The organism is Achromobacter deleyi, assembly GCF_016127315.1.
Classification (GTDB): domain Bacteria; phylum Pseudomonadota; class Gammaproteobacteria; order Burkholderiales; family Burkholderiaceae_B; genus Achromobacter; species Achromobacter insuavis_A.
The window spans coordinates 2726294-2741869 of record NZ_CP065997.1 but is presented as its reverse complement, the minus strand read 5'-3'; the positions used below and the strand labels follow the sequence as shown (position 1 = coordinate 2741869).

Here is a 15576-nt window from a genome sequence, read left to right as displayed (position 1 = left end):
CCCACCTCATTCCCCTACCCGACGATCATGAAGCCAACCCGCCGTTCCTTCCTCAGCCTGACCCTTGCCGGCCTGCTGCTGGCCGCCAGCCCGTACACCCATGCGGAACCCACCCGCGGCGGCACGCTGACGCTGCTGCTGCCGTCCGAACCCACCGCGCTCGTCACCGTGGGCAACGTCGCCACGCCGATCCTCAGCGTCAGCGCCAAGGTCACCGAAGGCCTGCTCAAGTACGACTACGACCTGAATCCCGAACCGCAGCTGGCCACCGCCTGGAACATCAGCCCCGACGGCACCGTGTACACCTTCACGCTGCGCCAGGGCGTCAAGTGGCATGACGGCAAGCCGTTCACGGCGGCGGACGTGGCCTTCTCCATCGAGCTGCTCAAGAAGATCCATCCGCGCGGCCGCAACACCTTCGCCAACGTCACCGCCATCGAGACGCCGGACGACCACACCGTGGTGCTGCGCCTGTCCAAGCCGGCGCCCTACCTGATCCGCGCGTTCGTCGCCACGGAAACGCCGATCATCCCCAAGCACATCTACGAAGGCACCGATCCGCTGACCAACCCGGCCACCTCGGCGCCGATCGGCACCGGCCCGTACAAGTTCAAGGAATGGGTGCGCGGCAGCCACATCGTCTACGAACGCAACCCCGACTACTGGGACAAGCCCAAGCCCTACATCGACCGCCTGATCGTGCGCATCGTCGCCGACCCGGCGGCGGCGGCCATCGCCTTCGAGACCGGCACCGCCGACCTGGGCTACCGCACTCCGGTGCCGCTGGCCGATCTGGCGCGCCTGAAGGCGGTGCCGTCGCTGCGCTTCGAGACCAAGGGCAACAGCTACTCGTACAACGTCACGCGCCTGGAATTCAACCTGGACGACCCGCACTTCAAGAACGAGAAGGTGCGCCAGGCGGTGGCCCACGCCATCGACCGCAACGTCATCCTGAAGGTGGTGAACTACGGCGTCGGCCAGGTGGCGTATTCGCCCATCGCGCCGGGCCTGAAGACCTACAACGACCCGGCGCCCACGCCCTACCCCTTCGACCTCAAGCGCGCCAATGCCTTGCTGGACGAGGCCGGCTATCCCAAGGGCGCCGACGGCGTGCGCTTTCGCGTGACGCTGGACTACAACCCGATCGGCGCCGACGGCCCGCGCCTGGCCGACTACCTGCGCACCACGCTGGCGCGCGTCGGCATCGCGGTGACGGTGCGGGCGCAGGACGCCTCGGCCTTCATCAAGCGCGTCTACACCGACCGCGACTTCGCCTTCACCACCAACGGCGCCAGCAACCTGTTCGACCCCACCGTCGGCGTGCAGCGGCTGTACTGGTCGAAGAACTTCATCAAGGGCGTGCCGTTCTCGAACGGCACGCACTACCAGAACCCGAAGGTGGACCAGTTGCTGGAGGCCGCCGCGGTCGAGAACGATCCGGCCCGCCGCGTGCAGCTGTTCAAGGAGTTCCAGCAGATCGTGGCGCGCGAAGTGCCCGACCTTAACCTGTACCAGCCGGAGTTCATCACCATCGCCAACCAGCGCGTGCATGACCACTCGCTGACGGCCGACGGAGTGGAATCCAACCTGGCCGACGTCTATCTGCAATGAGCGCCTCCCGTTCCCTGCGCGTCCTGGGACGGTCGCTGCTGCAGGCAGTGCCGACCGTGATCGGCGTGGTGCTGCTGAGCTTCTTCCTGCTGCAGGCCGTGCCGGGCGACGCCGCCGACGTGATCGCGGCCGAGTCCGGCTCGGCCACCGAGGCCAGCATGGCGGCGCTGCGCAGCCACTTCGGGCTGGACCAGCCGGTGCTGCAGCAGCTGGGCGCCTACCTGCGCGACCTGGCCACGCTCAACCTGGGCGTGTCGCCGCGCTACAACCTGCCGGTGTCCGAGCTGATCTTCAGCCGCCTGGGCAACACCGTGCTGCTGATGGGCAGCGCGCTCGCCTGCGCGCTGGCGGCCGGCATCGCGTTGGGCGCGGTCATGGCCAGTTTCGCCGGCCGCTGGCTCGATCGCGTGCTATCGCTGGCGGCGCTGCTGCTGTATTCCACGCCCGGCTTCTGGCTCGGGCTGATGGCCATCATCCTGCTGTCGGTCAAGCTGGGCTGGCTGCCGCCCGGCGGCGTGTCCACCATCGGCTCGGGCGCCACCGGCTGGGCCCATGCGCTGGACGTGGCGCGCCACCTGGTGCTGCCGACGCTGGCGCTGACCGGCTTCTACGTCGCCATCTTCGCCCGCCTGACGCGCGCCTCGATGCTGGAGGTGAACCGCCAGGACTTCGTGCGCACCGCCCACGCCAAGGGCCTGACGCCGCGCGCGGTGGCGCTGCGCCACGTGCTGCGCAACGCGCTCATCCCGGTCACCACCGTGGCCGGCCTGAACGTCGGCACCCTGCTGGGCGGCGCCGTGGTGGTGGAGACGGTGTTCAGCTGGCCCGGCCTGGGCCGCCTGGCTTACGAGTCCGTGATGGCGCGCGACTACGTGGTGCTGCTGGGCATCCTGGTGCTGTCGTCGCTGCTGGTGATCGTGGCCAATATCGTCGTCGACCTGCTGCAGACCCTGCTTGACCCGCGCATCCGCGTGCGCTGACCTTTTTTTCTGATTCGCCATGACCGCTCAATCCGCTTCCGCGCCGGCGCCCTCCGCCCCCCTGCCCCGGCTGCGCCGCGGCGCGCTGGGCCGACTGCTGGCCAACCCGGCCGCCGTGGCCGGCGCGTTGCTGCTGCTCCTGATCCTGCTGGCCGCGCTCACCGCGCCCTGGGTCTTTCCGCACGACCCGCTCGACATGGTGGGGCCGCCCATCCTGTGGCCCGGGCAGGACCACGAGTTCTGGCTCGGCACCGACACCATGGGCCGCGACGTGGCCGCCGGCCTGGCCCATGGCGCGCGCGTGTCGCTGACGGTGGGCGTCACCGCGGCATTGCTGAGCCTGGTGATCGGCATCGCCATCGGCGCGGCGGCCGGCTATTTCGGCGGCTGGGTCGACGTGGCGCTGATGCGCGTGACCGAGCTGTTGCAGACCATTCCCGCCTTCTTGCTGGTGGTGGTCATCGTGGCGATCGCGCGGCCCTCGGTGACGGTGATCGCGTTGTCGATCGGCGTGGCCTCCTGGCCGGTGGTGGCGCGGCTGGTGCGGGCCGAATTCCGCACCCTGCGCGAATCCGAATTCGTGCAGGCGGCGCGCAGCCTGGGCTTCAGCCATGCCCGCATCGCGCTGCGCGAGATCCTGCCGAACGCGCTGCCGCCGGTGATCGTGACGACCTCGGTGCTGGTGGCCAACGCCATCCTGATGGAATCGGCGCTGTCCTTCATGAACATGGGCGATCCCAACGCCGTGTCGTGGGGCAGCATGATCGGCGACGCCCGCGAGATGCTGCGCACCGCCTGGTACCTGGCGGCGCTGCCGGGCGTGTCCATCATCCTGACGGTGCTGTCGCTGAACCTGCTGGGCGATGCGCTGAACGACGCGTTCAACCCCCGTCTGTCGCGCTGAAGCCCGGCCGACGCGCCGCTCCCATGCGGCAAGAAGCGGAAGTAGACAAACTATTCTAGAACATTTATTCTAGATCGGTCTTTTGTCGACTTCCTTTTCTTCATGACCTCCAACCCACCCGCCGGCGCCAAGCCGACCAGCGCCGAACTCGACGTATTGCAGGCGCTTTGGGAAACCGGCCCCGCCACCGTCAAGCAGGTCCACGCCGCGATGGCGGCCGGGCGCGACAGCCTGACCTACGCCAACGTGCTGCGGCTGATGCAGATCATGCACGGCAAGGGCCTGCTCACGCGCGATGAAAGCGAACGCTCGCACGTCTATGCCGCCGCCCAGAGCCAGAAGGCGACGCAGGGCGGGCTGGTCAAGGACCTGATCGGCAAGGCCTTCGCCGGCTCCGGCAAGGCGCTGGTGCTGGCCGCCCTGCGCGAAGGCCACGTCAGCAAGAAAGAGCGCGCGGAAATCGAAGCCCTGCTGCGCGACGGCAAGCTGTGACCGACTTCCTGCTCGCCACGGCCTGGACCCTCGGCGGCAGCCTGCCGGCGGTGGCCTGGAAAATCCTGTGCCTGCACGCCGCCACGCTGGCGCTGCTGTCGCTGACGCGTCCCGACGATGCCCGGCTGCGCTATGCGCTGCTGGGCGCGGCATTGTTCGCCGGCGTGGGCATCGGCGTGACCGACGTGGCGCTGGCCTGGCGCGGCCTGCCGGCGCCTATGCCCGCCGCGGCCGCGTCAGCGGCGGATGCGGCCGCCACGGCCTGGCCGCTGTGGCTGGCGCTGGCCTGGCTGGCCGGCAGCGCGCTCGCGGCGCTGCGGGTGCTGCTGGGACTGGGCTGGCTGCGCGGCGTGCTGCGCGCCAGCGAACCCTGGAACGATGCCGCCTGGCAAACCCGCGTGGCGGACATGGCGCGCCACCTGCGGCTGTCGCGCTCGGTCGGCCTGCGCGTGGTGCGTCACCTGTCCACGCCGGTCACCGCCGGCTGGCTCAAGCCGGTGATCCTGGTGCCGGCCTCGCTCGTCACCGGCATGCCGGCGGACCTGCTGGCCGCGCTGCTGGCGCATGAGCTGGCCCACGTGCGGCGCCACGACTACCTGGTGAACCTGCTGCAGCATGCGGCCGAGGTGCTGCTGTTCTTCCATCCGTCGATCTGGTGGCTGTCGCGCCGCCTGCGGATCGAGCGCGAACGCATCGCCGACCAGATGGCCGCGACCCTGATCGGCGACCCCATGCCGCTGGCGCGCGCGCTGCACGCCCTGGAAAACGCCGGCGCTGGCGTACCGGTGCCGGTGGCGCCCGGCGCCCGCGACGGTGAATTGCTCGACCGCATCCGCCGCCTGGTGCGCCCCGATACGCTGTGCGCCCGGCGCGCGGTGGCCCTGCCGGTGCTGGCGCTGTCCTGCGCGCTGGCGGGCTTCGGCGCCTGGTCGGCGCTGACGGCCGGGCCGGCACAGCCGCTGTCCGCACAGGAAGCGCAACGCCTGCTGGCGCGGCTGCCGGGCGTCCAGGCGCTGATCGAGGCCAGCGGCGCCGCGCACGTGCTGTTGCTGGATAGCCGCTCCGGCGCCACGCTGCTCGGCCGCGCCGAACACGACGCCGTGCCGATCGCGTCGCTGACCAAACTGATGACCGCCATGGTGGTGCTGGACGCGGCGCCCGACCTGTCGCGCACCGTGCGCATCGACGAGCGCGACGCGCGCGCCACCGCCGCCGGCGCCGCGTCGCCGCTGCCGGTCGGCGCCAGCGTGACGCTGGACACGCTGCTCAAGCTGGCGCTGATGGCCTCGGACAACCGTGCCGCCCACGCGCTGGCGCGCACCTACCCCGGCGGCGAGGCGGCCTTCGCCCAGGCCCTGCAGCGCAAGACCGTCGCGCTGCGCCTGGAGCACACCACGCTGGAAGAGCCGACCGGACTGTCGAACGCCAATCGCGCCAGCGCCGCCGACATCGGCCGCATCGTCGGCGCGGCCGCGGCCTATCCGCAGATCGCCCGCGACACCACCGCGCTCGCCGAAACGGTCGACACGGCCGGCAACCGGCTCCGCTACCACAACACCAATCCGCTGGTCGGCGCGCAGGGCTGGGACATCCGCCTGTCCAAGACCGGCACATCGACCGATGCCGGGCGCTGCCTGGCCATGCGCATCCACATCGACGACCGCGACCTGACGCTGGTGCTGCTCAACGGCCACCCCGATCGCGCCTGACCGCTTTTCCCCGTTTTTCCCCGCCACGCTTCATCGATCATGACCGTTCGACTCTCTTCGTGCGCCCTCGGCGCAGCCCTTTCCCTGTCCGCGCTGGCCGGAGCCCCCGCCCAGGCGGCCGTCCTGTGCACCGTGGTGGCCGACGCCGCCGACGGCCGCATCGTGTACCAGCAGGGCACGCAGCAGGCCTGCGCCGCGCGCTACACGCCGGCCTCGACCTTCAAGCTGCCCATCGCCCTGATGGGCGCGGACGCCGGCATCCTGACGGGCCCGCACGCGCCGGTCTGGAACTACCAGCCCGGCTACCCCGACTGGGGCGGCGACGCCTGGCGCCAGCCCACGGATCCGGCGCGCTGGATCAAGTATTCGGTGGTCTGGTATTCGCAGCTGACCGCGCGGGCGCTGGGGCAGGAACGCTTCCAGCGCTATGCCTCGGCCTTCCATTACGGCAACGAGGATGCCTCGGGCGAACCCGGCAAGCACAACGGCCTGGACGGCGCATGGATCAACTCGTCGCTGCGAATTTCTCCGTTGGAACAACTGGCGTTCTTGCGCAAGCTGGTCAACCGGCAATTGCCGCTCAAGCCGGCCGCCTACGATCTGGCCGAGACGCTGTTCGACGCCGGCGAAGCCGGCGGCTGGCGCCTCTACGGTAAAACCGGCACTGGCTCGCCTGGCAGCAACGGCGTCTACACGGCGGCCAACGCCTACGGCTGGTTCGTCGGCTGGGCACGCAAGGACGGCCGCCAGCTGGTGTTCGCCCGCCTGGTGCAGGACGAGCAGGCCACCAAGCCCAACGCCGGCCTGCGCGCCCGCGACGACCTGATGCGCGATTGGCCCGCCATGGCCGACGCGCCCCGCAAGTAAGCCGGCGCGAACCATGAACGCCGAGACGCGCGATGACGGCATCGACACCCTGCGCGGGCTGTCGATCCTGCTGGTGCTGCTGCACCACTTCAATATCGCCTATCCGCTGCGCGACACGTTGCTGGCCGGCCTGCCCGGCTGGCCGCTGCCGCAGGCCATCGCGCGCAACGGCAACTACGGCGTGACGATCTTCTTCGTCATCTCGGGGTTTCTGATCACTCGCAACGCGCTCGAGCGCTGGGGCCGGCTGGACGCCATCCGGCCGGCGTCGTTCTGGCTGCTGCGCCTGGCGCGGATCCTGCCCACGCTGGCGCTGACGCTGCTGGCGGTCGACGCGCTCGCGCTGGCCGGCCTGCCGCTGTTCGGCAACCGCGCGGGCAGCGGGGTCTCGCTCTGGACCACCAACGCCGCCGCGCTCGGCGCCTGGATGAACGTGCTGGTCATCCGCGCGGGCTGGATCAACTATGCCCTGGGCGTGATGTGGTCGCTGTCGGTCGAGATGGCCTTCTACCTGCTGTTTCCGCTGGCCTGCGCGTGGCTGCGGCGCGACGCGCGGCTGCTGGCGCTGGCGGCGCTGCTGATCGTGGCCGGCCCGCTCTACCGCCTTGCCAACCAGGGCGACGGCGAAGCGTACCTTTATGGCTATCTCGCCTGCTTCGACGCCATCGCCATCGGCTGCTGCGCGGCGGTGCTGTCGCCGCGGCGGCCCTGGCCGTCGCTGCACGGGCCGCTGATGCGGCCGCTGGCCGCCATCGCCATGGCCACGCTGTACCTGGCCTGGCCGATCAGCCAGAGCAACGTGCTGGGCGTCAGCGCGATGGCGCTGGGAACGGCGCTGCTGCTGCTCGGAGGAACGACGGCGCGACAGGCGCCGCCAGGGCTGGCGCGACGCCTGTTGCGGCGCTGCGGCCGCGACTGCTACGAGATCTACCTGCTGCACCTGCTGGTGCTGGGGCTGCTGCGCGTCTGGCTGCCACCGGCGCAATTCGCCGGAGATGAGCGGCTCGGCCTGCTGCTGGCCTACTTCATCGGCTCGTGCCTGCTGGGCGCGGTAGTGGCGCGCGGGTACTCGACGCCGTTGAACCGCGCGTTGCGAGGAAGGTTCGGGGTGGAGCGCGGCGGGCCGCGCTAGCCAATGGCGCGGGCAGGACCGGATACCGACGAAAAAACACCCAATGATTCAATAATCGTTGTATTATCGAATCATGAATGAAGATCATGTCGTCTCCGCCCTCGGCGCCCTCGCCCATCCGCAACGCTTGCGCACCTTCCGCGCGCTGGTCGTGGCCGGCCTGCCCGGCCTCACGCCCAGCGTGCTGGCCGAGCAGCTCGGCGTGGCCCGCAACGCGCTCTCCTTCCACTTGAAGGAGCTGGCGCACGCAGGCCTGGTCACGGTCGAACAACAGGGCCGCAACCTGATCTACCGCGCCGACTACGCCCGCATGAACGGCCTGCTCGGCTATCTCACCGAACACTGCTGCCAGGGCGAACCCTGCGAAGTGAACACCCCCGGCGCCTGCACCACCTGCTGAACTGGAGTTGTCCCCATGTCATCCCGCCCCTTCAACGTGCTGTTCCTCTGCACGGGCAACTCGGCCCGCTCGATCCTGGCCGAGGGGTTGCTCAACGGCCTGGCCGGCGACCGCTTCCGCGCGTATTCCGCCGGCAGCACGCCCAAGGGCGAGGTCCATCCGCTGGCGCTGGCCACGCTCGCCTCGTATTCGTTGCCGGTCGATGGCTACCGCAGCAAAAACTGGGATGAATTCGCCGCGCCCGACGCGCCGCGGATGGATTTCATCATCACGGTCTGCGACAACGCCGCCGGCGAGGTCTGCCCCTTCTGGCCCGGACATCCGTTGACGGCGCACTGGGGCGTGCCGGACCCGGCCAGCCATGCAGGCAACGAGGCGGAGCGCGCCAAGGCGTTCCATGACGCGGCGCGCATGCTCAAGCGCCGCATCGAACTGTTCCTGTCGCTGCCGCACGACAAGCTCGACGCCCTGTCGTTGCAGGCCGAACTGCGCGGCATCGGCAATACGCGCGAGTAGACCCATGACGTCGCAAACGCAGTCGGCGCCCGCCTCGCGGCGCGCGCCCGGGTTGAGCCTGTTCGAACGCTATCTCACGCTGTGGGTCCTGCTCTGCATCGTGCTGGGCATCACGCTGGGCCAGCTGCTGCCCGCGCCGTTCCAGGCCATCGGACGGCTCGCGTTCGCGCGGGTCAACCTGCCGGTGGGCCTGCTGATCTGGGTGATGATCATCCCCATGCTGTTGAAGGTCGACTTCGCGGCGATGGGCCAGGTCGGCCGCCATTGGCGCGGCATCGGCGTGACGCTGTTCATCAACTGGGCGGTCAAGCCGTTCTCGATGGCCTTCCTGGGCTGGCTGTTCATCCGCCAGCTGTTCGCGCCCTGGCTGCCGGCCGAGCAGCTGGACAGCTACATCGCCGGCCTGATCCTGCTGGCCGCGGCGCCCTGCACCGCGATGGTGTTCGTCTGGAGCCGGCTCACCGGCGGCGACGCCCTGTTCACGCTGTCGCAGGTGGCGCTCAACGACGCCATCATGGTGTTCGCCTTCGCCCCCGTGGTGGGCCTGCTGCTGGGTCTGTCGTCCATCACCGTGCCGTGGGACACGCTGCTGGTCTCGGTGGGGCTGTACATCGTGATTCCCGTGATCCTGGCGCAACTGTGGCGCCGCGCGCTGCTGCGCCGCGGGGAGGCCGTCTTCGATGCCGCGCTGGCGCGGATCGGCCCGTTCTCCATGGCGGCGCTGCTGCTGACGCTGGTGCTGCTGTTCGCCTTCCAGGGCCAGGCGATCCTCGGCCAACCGCTGGTGATCGCCATGCTGGCGGTGCCGATCCTGATCCAGGTGCTGTTCAACTCGGGGCTCGCGTACTGGCTCAACCGCAAGGTCGGCGAGCGCCATAGCATCGCCTGCCCGTCGGCCCTGATCGGCGCCTCCAATTTCTTCGAACTGGCCGTGGCCGCGGCCATCAGCCTGTTCGGCTTCCAGTCGGGCGCAGCGCTGGCCACGGTGGTGGGCGTGCTGATCGAAGTGCCGGTAATGCTGCTGGTGGTGCGGGTCGTCAACCGCAGCAAGGGCTGGTACGACGCCGGCCTGGCGCGCCATTGACCCCGCCCCCTTCACTCGGAGACATTGCTTGACCGACCTGCCCAACCTCGATGCCGCCCGGTTCGCGCGGCCGGACGCCGCCGCGCTGTTCGACCCCGTCCGCGCGCGCCATGCGCCGCGCTTCCTGCTGTTGTATGGCTCGCTGCGCGAACGCTCCTACAGCCGGCTGGCCGCCGAGGAGGCCGCGCGCCTGCTGCAAGCCCTGGGCGGCGAGACGCGGCTTTTCGATCCGACCGGCCTGCCGCTGGTCGACGCCCCCGGCAGCGCCGACCATGCGAAGGTCCGCGAGCTGCAGGCGCTGGTGCAGTGGGCCGAGGGCATGGTGTGGAGTTCGCCGGAACGCCACGGCGCCATGGCCGGACTGATGAAGACGCAGATCGACTGGATTCCGCTGTCGGTGGGCGCGGTGCGCCCGACGCAGGGCAAGACGCTGGCCGTCATGCAGGTATCCGGCGGCTCGCAGTCCTTCAACGCCGTCAACCAGATGCGGATCCTGGGACGCTGGATGCGCATGCTGACCATTCCCAACCAGTCGTCGGTGGCCAAGGCGCACCAGGAGTTCGACGACGCCGGCCGCATGAAGCCGTCGCCCTACTACGACCGCATCGTCGACGTGGTCGAGGAACTGATGAAGTTCACGCTGCTCACGCGCGACGTGGCCCCGTACCTGACCGACCGCTACAGCGAACGCAAGGGAAGCGCCCGGGCGTTGTCGACGTGGAACGAATCGCGCGCAAGGGCCGAATAGAATGACGGCATCCCTGCCGCCACTCGCCTGCGTCTGGGAGCTGGTGGTGACCGCTCACGAGCGCGATGCCTGGGTGCGGCACATGCTGACGGCGCGGCCCGATGCGCCGGCGTATCTCGCGGACGCGCTCCCGCAGGGCCGCTATTGAACCGTCCCCAACCTGGATGAACGGGCCGGGATTCCCGCCCTGACCGTCCAAATGTAATATTCCCGCCAAGGCCGGGAATAAACCCGACCGTCAGTCGTCTTACGGCAACCCTGGACCCGTGAAAGGCTTGTTTCCCCATGACTGGCGGCTTTACCGACGATGATCTGCGCGAGGTGCTGCCGCGGCTGCGCCGCTTCGCGCTGTCGCTGACCCATGACGTGGCCAACGCCGATGACCTGGTGCAGACCTGCATGGAACGCGCGCTGTCGCGGGCCGGCGGCCGGCATGCTGGCGGCGATCTGCGCGCCTGGCTGTTCTCGATCCTGTACCGGTGCTTCCTGGACAGCCAGCGGCGCGGCAAGCGCTATGCCCGCATCCTCGACTTCTTCAGCGGCGCCCCCGAGCCGGTGGCGCCGTCGGCCGAGGACGTGGCGATGGCCCGCGCCGCGCTGGGCGACCTGGCGCGCCTGTCCACCGACCAGCAGAGCCTGCTGCTGCTGGTGTCGGTGGAAGGCCTGGGTTACCAGGAAGCCGCCGACGTGCTCGATATTCCCATTGGTACGGTAATGTCCCGGCTGTCCCGCGCGCGCAAGGCGCTGCGCGACATTACGGAAGGCCACGTGGCCGCCAAGCCTGCCCTGCGATTGATGAAATGACCATGCCGACTCCCAGCGATCAAGAACTGCATGCCTACGCCGATGGCCAGCTGGACGCCGACCGCCGCCGCGAGGTCGAGCGCTACCTGGCCAACCACCCCGACGCCGCCCGCGAGGTCGACGCGATCCGCCAGCAGACCGACGGCCTGCGCCGCCAGCACGCCGACCTGGGCCGTTTCGCGGCGCCGCCGCGGCTGGACCCGGCGCAGATCCGCCTGGCCCAGGCGGCCCGCCGGCGCCGCGCCATGGCGCTGGCCGCCTCGCTGGTGCTGATGCTGGGCCTGGGCAGCGTGGGCGGCTGGCAGATCCGCGACGCCGCCATCCGCGCCAACTACCTGCCCATGGCCGACGCGGTGCAGGCCTACCGCATGTTCGCCTCGGACGCGGCGCCGTCGATGGTCGACTTCCGTTCCAGCCAGCCCGCCGAGCTGCAGGCCTGGCTGAACCGGCACTTCGTGCAGCCGGCGCCCTTGCCCGACTTCAACGCTTTCGGCTTCCAGCCGGTGGGCGGACGCCTGATGTCATCGGAGTACGGGCCGGCGGCGATGGTGCTGTACCAGAACCCGGCGGGCGAATCGGTGCTGTACTACGTGCGTCCGCCCGGCGGCGTGGTCAATTTCGGCGACGGCAAGCGGCGCGACGGCGACCTGACGGCGCAGTACTGGAAACAGGGGCGCTACTTCTACGGCGTGGTCAGCCCGAGCGATACGCCAGCCGCGCGCGCGGTTCAGCAGGCGGTGGCGCCGGACGCCTGAGTCAGCCCGACCAAGCCAGCCAGCCCAGACCGCCGCGCAAGGCCCGCGATCCAGCCGCCCCGAACCGGGCGGCTTTTTTTTCATCTCGCGGGAATAAGCCCGCGGCCCGTTCGTCTTACGGCGGACAGGCAGACGCTGGCGACATCGCGTCGGGCGCCCCAGGCCTGCATGCCCCTTACCGACCGAGAACCGAAGGACATCCCATGAAGATCAAGCACACCCTCATCGCCGCCGCGCTCGCCCTGGCCGGCACCGGCCTCGCCCACACCGCGTCGGCCGCCGACGCCGCCCCCATCCGCAACGTCGTGCTGGTACATGGCGCCTACGCCGACGGCTCGAGCTGGTCGGCCGTGATCGAGCGCCTGCAGAAGGCTGGCCTGCACGTGACCTCGGTGCAGAATCCGCTGACCTCGCTGGCCGATGATGCCGCCGCCACGCAACGCGCCCTGGCGCTGCAGGACGGCCCGACGATCCTGGTGGGCCATTCGTGGGCCGGCACGGTGATCAGCCAGGCCGGCAATGATCCCAAGGTGGCCGGGCTGGTGTACGTGGCGGCGCGCGCGCCCGACGCCGGCGAGGACTACGGCGCGCTGGCCGCCAAGTTCCCCACGCCGCCGGCCAGCGCCGGCCTGGTCAAGTCCGGCGGCTTCGCGCAATTGAATGAACAGGCCTTCCTGCATGATTTCGCCGGCGACCTCGACCCGGTGCAGGCGCGCGTGCTGTATGCCGAACAGGGCCGGATCTCGGACACGCTGTTCGCCTCGCGCACCACCGAGGCGGCGTGGCGCCACAAGCCCACCTGGTACGCGGTGTCGACCAACGACCGCACCACCTCGCCCGAGCTGGAGCGCTTCCTGGCCAAGCGCATGAACGCCCACACCATCGAGCTGGCGTCGGGCCACCTGTCGCTGCTGTCGCATCCCGACGAGATCACCAACCTGATCCTGCAGGCCGCCGGCCGCAAGGGGTGATCCGACAGGCCCGGCCGCCTTGCGCCGGGCCGCCGCGCGGCGATCACAACGCAGGACGAGCCGCGTCAACGCGGCCCGAACACCTCGGCCAGCTTGGCGGCCTGCGGCATGCCGTTGTACTTCTTGATCGCCCCGGTGTCGTCGCGCACGACGATGCCGGGCGTGCCGCGAAAGCCCAGCGACACCATCAAGGCCTGGTTGTCGTCGAGTATCTTGCCGATGTTGTCGGGCACGCTCTTGGCCGGGGTGATGCCGCCATTGTTGAACTTGTGCTCGTTCTCGATCAGTGCCGCCGACGGATCGGCCGCGCCCAGGATGGCCGCAGCCTTGGCCGGGCTGTCCTGCCGGATCACGCCCACCAGCACGTGCCGCAGCTGCACCTTGCCGGAATCCACCCACGGCCGCGCCGCTTCCCAGAACTTGTGGCAATAGGGGCAGTTGGCGTCGCTGAAGGTGTAGATGATGCGCGGCGCATCCTTCTTGCCGTCCAGCACCCAGGTCGATTTCTCGAGCTGCGCCCAGGCCTGGTCGCCCATCGGCTTGCTGACCAGCGCTTCCAGCTTGGCGTCGTCGAGCGGCTTGCCCTCTGCGTCCAGGCGGGCGCCGACGATGGCGTTGCCGTCGCGGGTGACATAGATCGCCACGGGCTGGTCGCCCGCCACGCCGGCGAATGCGCGCAGATCGCCGCCGACCTTGAACTCTTCCACGACGCGCAGCCCGCGCGCCTCCAGCGCCTTCAGCACGGCGGGCCGGTCCGGGCCCTGGGCGTGGCTACCGGCGGCCGCGAGCAAGGCGGCGACGGCGAAGAGGAAGCGGCTGGGCGCATGAGATCGAATCATGGGAACTCCTGGTTTCTGCTGAAATGGGGCGACGGGCGCGGCCGCCGCCAGCACATAAGGGTTGAATGATACCCACAGCACTGTCATTTCATCGTACAGGGGCGCCAGGCCGCCCCGCGGCGCGGACGGCGCTACGGCAGCAGGCCGGCCTGCTGCAGGCGCCAACGTGGAATCTCGTACTCGTACGACGCGGCGGCCAGCGTGTCGTACTGGCTGAACCAGGGGCCGACATACCGCTCGATATCGGCCGGCAAGGCCGCCAGCCAGCGCGCCAGGTCGTCGGGCGAACACAGCTCGATCACCGCGCCGCTGCCCAACGTGGCCTCGCCGACCAGCCCCTGCCCCGGCGCCAGGCAGGCGCGGCGGTACAGCCGCCCCTTGTCCCACACGTCCGGCGGCACGTAGACCGGCCATTCACGCTCGCACGGGACCGACACGTAAAGCCCCAGCGACACCAGCTGGCGATTCTCGAACGAGTCGCGGTAACGCAGCAGTTCCACGCCCTGCTCGACGCCGTCGGCCAGCGCCCGCCACAGGCAACGCTTGCGCCGCTTCTTCCAGCCCGCGAACGCGGGCTGCGCGCGCAGGGTCTGCATGAACGCCTGCTCGATCGGCTCGAAATCTATCGGCATGCACGACTCCCAAGGCTGCGCCGCTCCGCCCGGCGTCGGCCCAGGTGCATCAGCGTCATGCCCGAAATGGCCAGGGCCGCGCCCAGGAACAGGCTCGGGCTGGTCGCCTCGCTCAGCCACAGGCTGGAGAACAGCACGCCGAACACCGGCACCAGCGTGATGTAGCCGGAGGCCGCGCCGGCGCCCAGCGCCTTCACGCCCTCGAAGTACCAGGCGTAGGCGATGGCGGTGGCGCCGAAGGCCAGGGCGGCCAGGCTGCCCCAGGCCTTGAGCGGCGCATTGCCGAGCGCCTGCCAGGCGGCCTGGCCTTCGACGCCGAGGCTGGTCAGGAGCAGCATCAGCGCGCCGATCACGGTGGTGACCGTGGTAGTGGTCAGCGCGTCCACGCCCTTGAGCACCAGCCGGCCGATCAGGGTGTAGGCGACCCAGCAGGCGACGCAGCCGAGCAGCAGCAGTTCACCGATGCCGAGCGTGCCCGGCAGGGCGGCGCTGGAGCCGCCGCTGATGGCGATGTAGGCGCCGATGGCCGACAGCACCATGCCGGCCAGGATGGCCGGGTTCAGGTGCTCGCGGAACAGGATGGCGGCCAGCAGCAGCGTGGCGCCGGGATTCAGCGTCACCACGATGGCGGCCTTGCCGGCTGGCACCAACTGCAGGCTCAACATAAAGAAGCTCGAATAGCCAAACACGCCGGCCATGGCGGCGGCGGTCAGGCCGAACCACTGGCGTCCGCTCAGTTTGCGCAGGTCGCGCAACGCCGAGGCGCGATGCATCCACAGCAGCAGGACCACGCTGGCGAACAAAAAGCGCAGGCTGGCCGCCGCCAGCGGCGCCATCGATTGGGCCACCACCTTGCCCCACGACCACGACGCGCCCCACAGCGCCGCCATGCCGACCAGTCGCAGGTGCGTGGCCATCAATGTGTTTTTCATGTGTGGTTCTTGAAGAAAACTAAAGTGAAAATGAGCGGGGTGAATTCTAGACTGCCCCGACATCGCTCATGCAAGCTGGCATGCGGCCGTTGACCCCGGGCACGTTCGATGGCGTGCGCATCCTCGATGCTTTCGCGCATCCTGGCCGGTTCTTGCGCCGCCCAGCTGCTGGGTGACGGCGCAACGCCGGCGGGGGGGCT

General features: G+C 69.8%; 18 protein-coding genes. 15 read left to right on the top strand and 3 right to left on the bottom strand.

The features are described 5' to 3' along the window. Positions 1–27 precede the first annotated feature (27 nt). The 15 genes from I6I07_RS12285 (at position 28) to I6I07_RS12215 (ending at position 12973) form a co-directional block, all read left to right on the top strand. The gene (locus tag I6I07_RS12285) at positions 28–1611 is read left to right on the top strand and encodes an ABC transporter substrate-binding protein (protein ID WP_198486849.1); all 1584 of its coding nucleotides are present in this window, start codon (positions 28–30) and stop codon (positions 1609–1611) included. Continuing rightward, positions 1608–2591 carry an ABC transporter permease gene (locus I6I07_RS12280; RefSeq protein WP_198486848.1) on the top strand — a complete coding sequence of 328 codons (984 nt, stop codon included), beginning with the start codon at positions 1608–1610 and terminating at the stop codon, positions 2589–2591. The genes I6I07_RS12285 and I6I07_RS12280 overlap by 4 nt, the downstream gene beginning before the upstream one ends. Positions 2592–2610: 19 nt before the next feature. After that, positions 2611–3495 (top strand): ABC transporter permease, encoded by an 885-nt coding sequence (locus tag I6I07_RS12275; RefSeq protein WP_198486847.1) that lies wholly within the window; start codon positions 2611–2613, stop codon positions 3493–3495. Between the two features lie 102 nt (positions 3496–3597). Further along, positions 3598–3987, top strand: a complete 390-nt coding sequence (locus tag I6I07_RS12270; RefSeq protein WP_006391195.1) for a BlaI/MecI/CopY family transcriptional regulator — start codon at positions 3598–3600, stop codon at positions 3985–3987. Then, positions 3984–5696, top strand: a complete 1713-nt coding sequence (locus I6I07_RS12265) for a M56 family metallopeptidase (RefSeq protein ID WP_198486846.1) — start codon at positions 3984–3986, stop codon at positions 5694–5696. The genes I6I07_RS12270 and I6I07_RS12265 overlap by 4 nt, the downstream gene beginning before the upstream one ends. A gap of 39 nt (positions 5697–5735) precedes the next feature. Beyond that, complete coding sequence (gene blaOXA / locus I6I07_RS12260) at positions 5736–6563, top strand: class D beta-lactamase (RefSeq protein ID WP_198486845.1); 828 nt, start codon at positions 5736–5738, stop codon at positions 6561–6563. Positions 6564–6576: 13 nt separating this feature from the next. Beyond that, a complete protein-coding gene (locus I6I07_RS12255; RefSeq protein WP_198486844.1) occupies positions 6577–7695 on the top strand; it encodes an acyltransferase family protein in 1119 nt (372 codons plus the stop codon). 73 nt (positions 7696–7768) lie between these two features. After that, a complete protein-coding gene (locus I6I07_RS12250) occupies positions 7769–8095 on the top strand; it encodes an ArsR/SmtB family transcription factor (RefSeq protein ID WP_198486843.1) in 327 nt (108 codons plus the stop codon). 15 nt (positions 8096–8110) lie between these two features. After that, a complete protein-coding gene (locus tag I6I07_RS12245; RefSeq protein ID WP_198486842.1) occupies positions 8111–8611 on the top strand; it encodes an arsenate reductase ArsC in 501 nt (166 codons plus the stop codon). Between the two features lie 4 nt (positions 8612–8615). After that, positions 8616–9695, top strand: a complete 1080-nt coding sequence (gene arsB, locus I6I07_RS12240) for an ACR3 family arsenite efflux transporter (RefSeq protein ID WP_198486841.1) — start codon at positions 8616–8618, stop codon at positions 9693–9695. A 28-nt stretch (positions 9696–9723) separates the two neighbouring features. Further along, positions 9724–10443, top strand: coding sequence for an arsenical resistance protein ArsH (arsH, locus tag I6I07_RS12235; RefSeq protein WP_198486840.1), 720 nt, complete (start codon positions 9724–9726; stop codon positions 10441–10443). Position 10444: 1 nt separating this feature from the next. Next, positions 10445–10591, top strand: a complete 147-nt coding sequence (locus I6I07_RS12230) for a hypothetical protein (RefSeq protein ID WP_232626065.1) — start codon at positions 10445–10447, stop codon at positions 10589–10591. Positions 10592–10728: 137 nt separating this feature from the next. Next, a complete protein-coding gene (locus I6I07_RS12225; RefSeq protein ID WP_198486839.1) occupies positions 10729–11247 on the top strand; it encodes a sigma-70 family RNA polymerase sigma factor in 519 nt (172 codons plus the stop codon). A 2-nt stretch (positions 11248–11249) separates the two neighbouring features. Further along, the gene (locus tag I6I07_RS12220) at positions 11250–12002 is read left to right on the top strand and encodes an anti-sigma factor family protein (protein ID WP_232626064.1); all 753 of its coding nucleotides are present in this window, start codon (positions 11250–11252) and stop codon (positions 12000–12002) included. A 203-nt stretch (positions 12003–12205) separates the two neighbouring features. Next, entirely contained in the window at positions 12206–12973 is a 768-nt protein-coding gene (locus I6I07_RS12215; protein WP_198486837.1) for an alpha/beta fold hydrolase, read from the top strand. A 65-nt stretch (positions 12974–13038) separates the two neighbouring features. Here the strand turns inward: I6I07_RS12215 and dsbG are convergent, their stop codons facing one another. From dsbG to I6I07_RS12200, 3 genes are all read right to left on the bottom strand, one after another. After that, the gene (dsbG, locus tag I6I07_RS12210; RefSeq protein ID WP_198486836.1) at positions 13039–13812 is read right to left on the bottom strand and encodes a thiol:disulfide interchange protein DsbG; all 774 of its coding nucleotides are present in this window, start codon (positions 13810–13812) and stop codon (positions 13039–13041) included. A gap of 131 nt (positions 13813–13943) precedes the next feature. Next, positions 13944–14444: a hypothetical protein gene (locus I6I07_RS12205; RefSeq protein ID WP_232626063.1), complete on the bottom strand. Its 501-nt coding sequence runs from the start codon at positions 14442–14444 to the stop codon at positions 13944–13946. Then, complete coding sequence (locus I6I07_RS12200; protein ID WP_232626062.1) at positions 14435–15376, bottom strand: DMT family transporter; 942 nt, start codon at positions 15374–15376, stop codon at positions 14435–14437. The genes I6I07_RS12205 and I6I07_RS12200 overlap by 10 nt, the downstream gene beginning before the upstream one ends. Between the last annotated feature and the right edge of the window lie 200 nt (positions 15377–15576).

What these genes read in the sequence shown, in the direction of transcription:
- I6I07_RS12285 (WP_198486849.1), top strand. Translation starts at nt 28, where the DNA reads ATGAAGCCAACCCGCCGTTCCTTCCTCAGCCTGACCCTTGCCGGCCTG.
- I6I07_RS12280 (WP_198486848.1), top strand. Translation starts at nt 1,608, where the DNA reads ATGAGCGCCTCCCGTTCCCTGCGCGTCCTGGGACGGTCGCTGCTGCAG.
- I6I07_RS12275 (WP_198486847.1), top strand. Translation starts at nt 2,611, where the DNA reads ATGACCGCTCAATCCGCTTCCGCGCCGGCGCCCTCCGCCCCCCTGCCC.
- I6I07_RS12270 (WP_006391195.1), top strand. Translation starts at nt 3,598, where the DNA reads ATGACCTCCAACCCACCCGCCGGCGCCAAGCCGACCAGCGCCGAACTC.
- blaOXA (WP_198486845.1), top strand. Translation starts at nt 5,736, where the DNA reads ATGACCGTTCGACTCTCTTCGTGCGCCCTCGGCGCAGCCCTTTCCCTG.
- I6I07_RS12255 (WP_198486844.1), top strand. Translation starts at nt 6,577, where the DNA reads ATGAACGCCGAGACGCGCGATGACGGCATCGACACCCTGCGCGGGCTG.
- I6I07_RS12250 (WP_198486843.1), top strand. Translation starts at nt 7,769, where the DNA reads ATGAATGAAGATCATGTCGTCTCCGCCCTCGGCGCCCTCGCCCATCCG.
- I6I07_RS12245 (WP_198486842.1), top strand. Translation starts at nt 8,111, where the DNA reads ATGTCATCCCGCCCCTTCAACGTGCTGTTCCTCTGCACGGGCAACTCG.
- arsB (WP_198486841.1), top strand. Translation starts at nt 8,616, where the DNA reads ATGACGTCGCAAACGCAGTCGGCGCCCGCCTCGCGGCGCGCGCCCGGG.
- I6I07_RS12230 (WP_232626065.1), top strand. Translation starts at nt 10,445, where the DNA reads ATGACGGCATCCCTGCCGCCACTCGCCTGCGTCTGGGAGCTGGTGGTG.
- I6I07_RS12225 (WP_198486839.1), top strand. Translation starts at nt 10,729, where the DNA reads ATGACTGGCGGCTTTACCGACGATGATCTGCGCGAGGTGCTGCCGCGG.
- I6I07_RS12220 (WP_232626064.1), top strand. Translation starts at nt 11,250, where the DNA reads ATGCCGACTCCCAGCGATCAAGAACTGCATGCCTACGCCGATGGCCAG.
- I6I07_RS12215 (WP_198486837.1), top strand. Translation starts at nt 12,206, where the DNA reads ATGAAGATCAAGCACACCCTCATCGCCGCCGCGCTCGCCCTGGCCGGC.
- dsbG (WP_198486836.1), bottom strand. Translation starts at nt 13,812, where the DNA reads ATGATTCGATCTCATGCGCCCAGCCGCTTCCTCTTCGCCGTCGCCGCC.
- I6I07_RS12205 (WP_232626063.1), bottom strand. Translation starts at nt 14,444, where the DNA reads ATGCCGATAGATTTCGAGCCGATCGAGCAGGCGTTCATGCAGACCCTG.
- I6I07_RS12200 (WP_232626062.1), bottom strand. Translation starts at nt 15,376, where the DNA reads ATGAAAAACACATTGATGGCCACGCACCTGCGACTGGTCGGCATGGCG.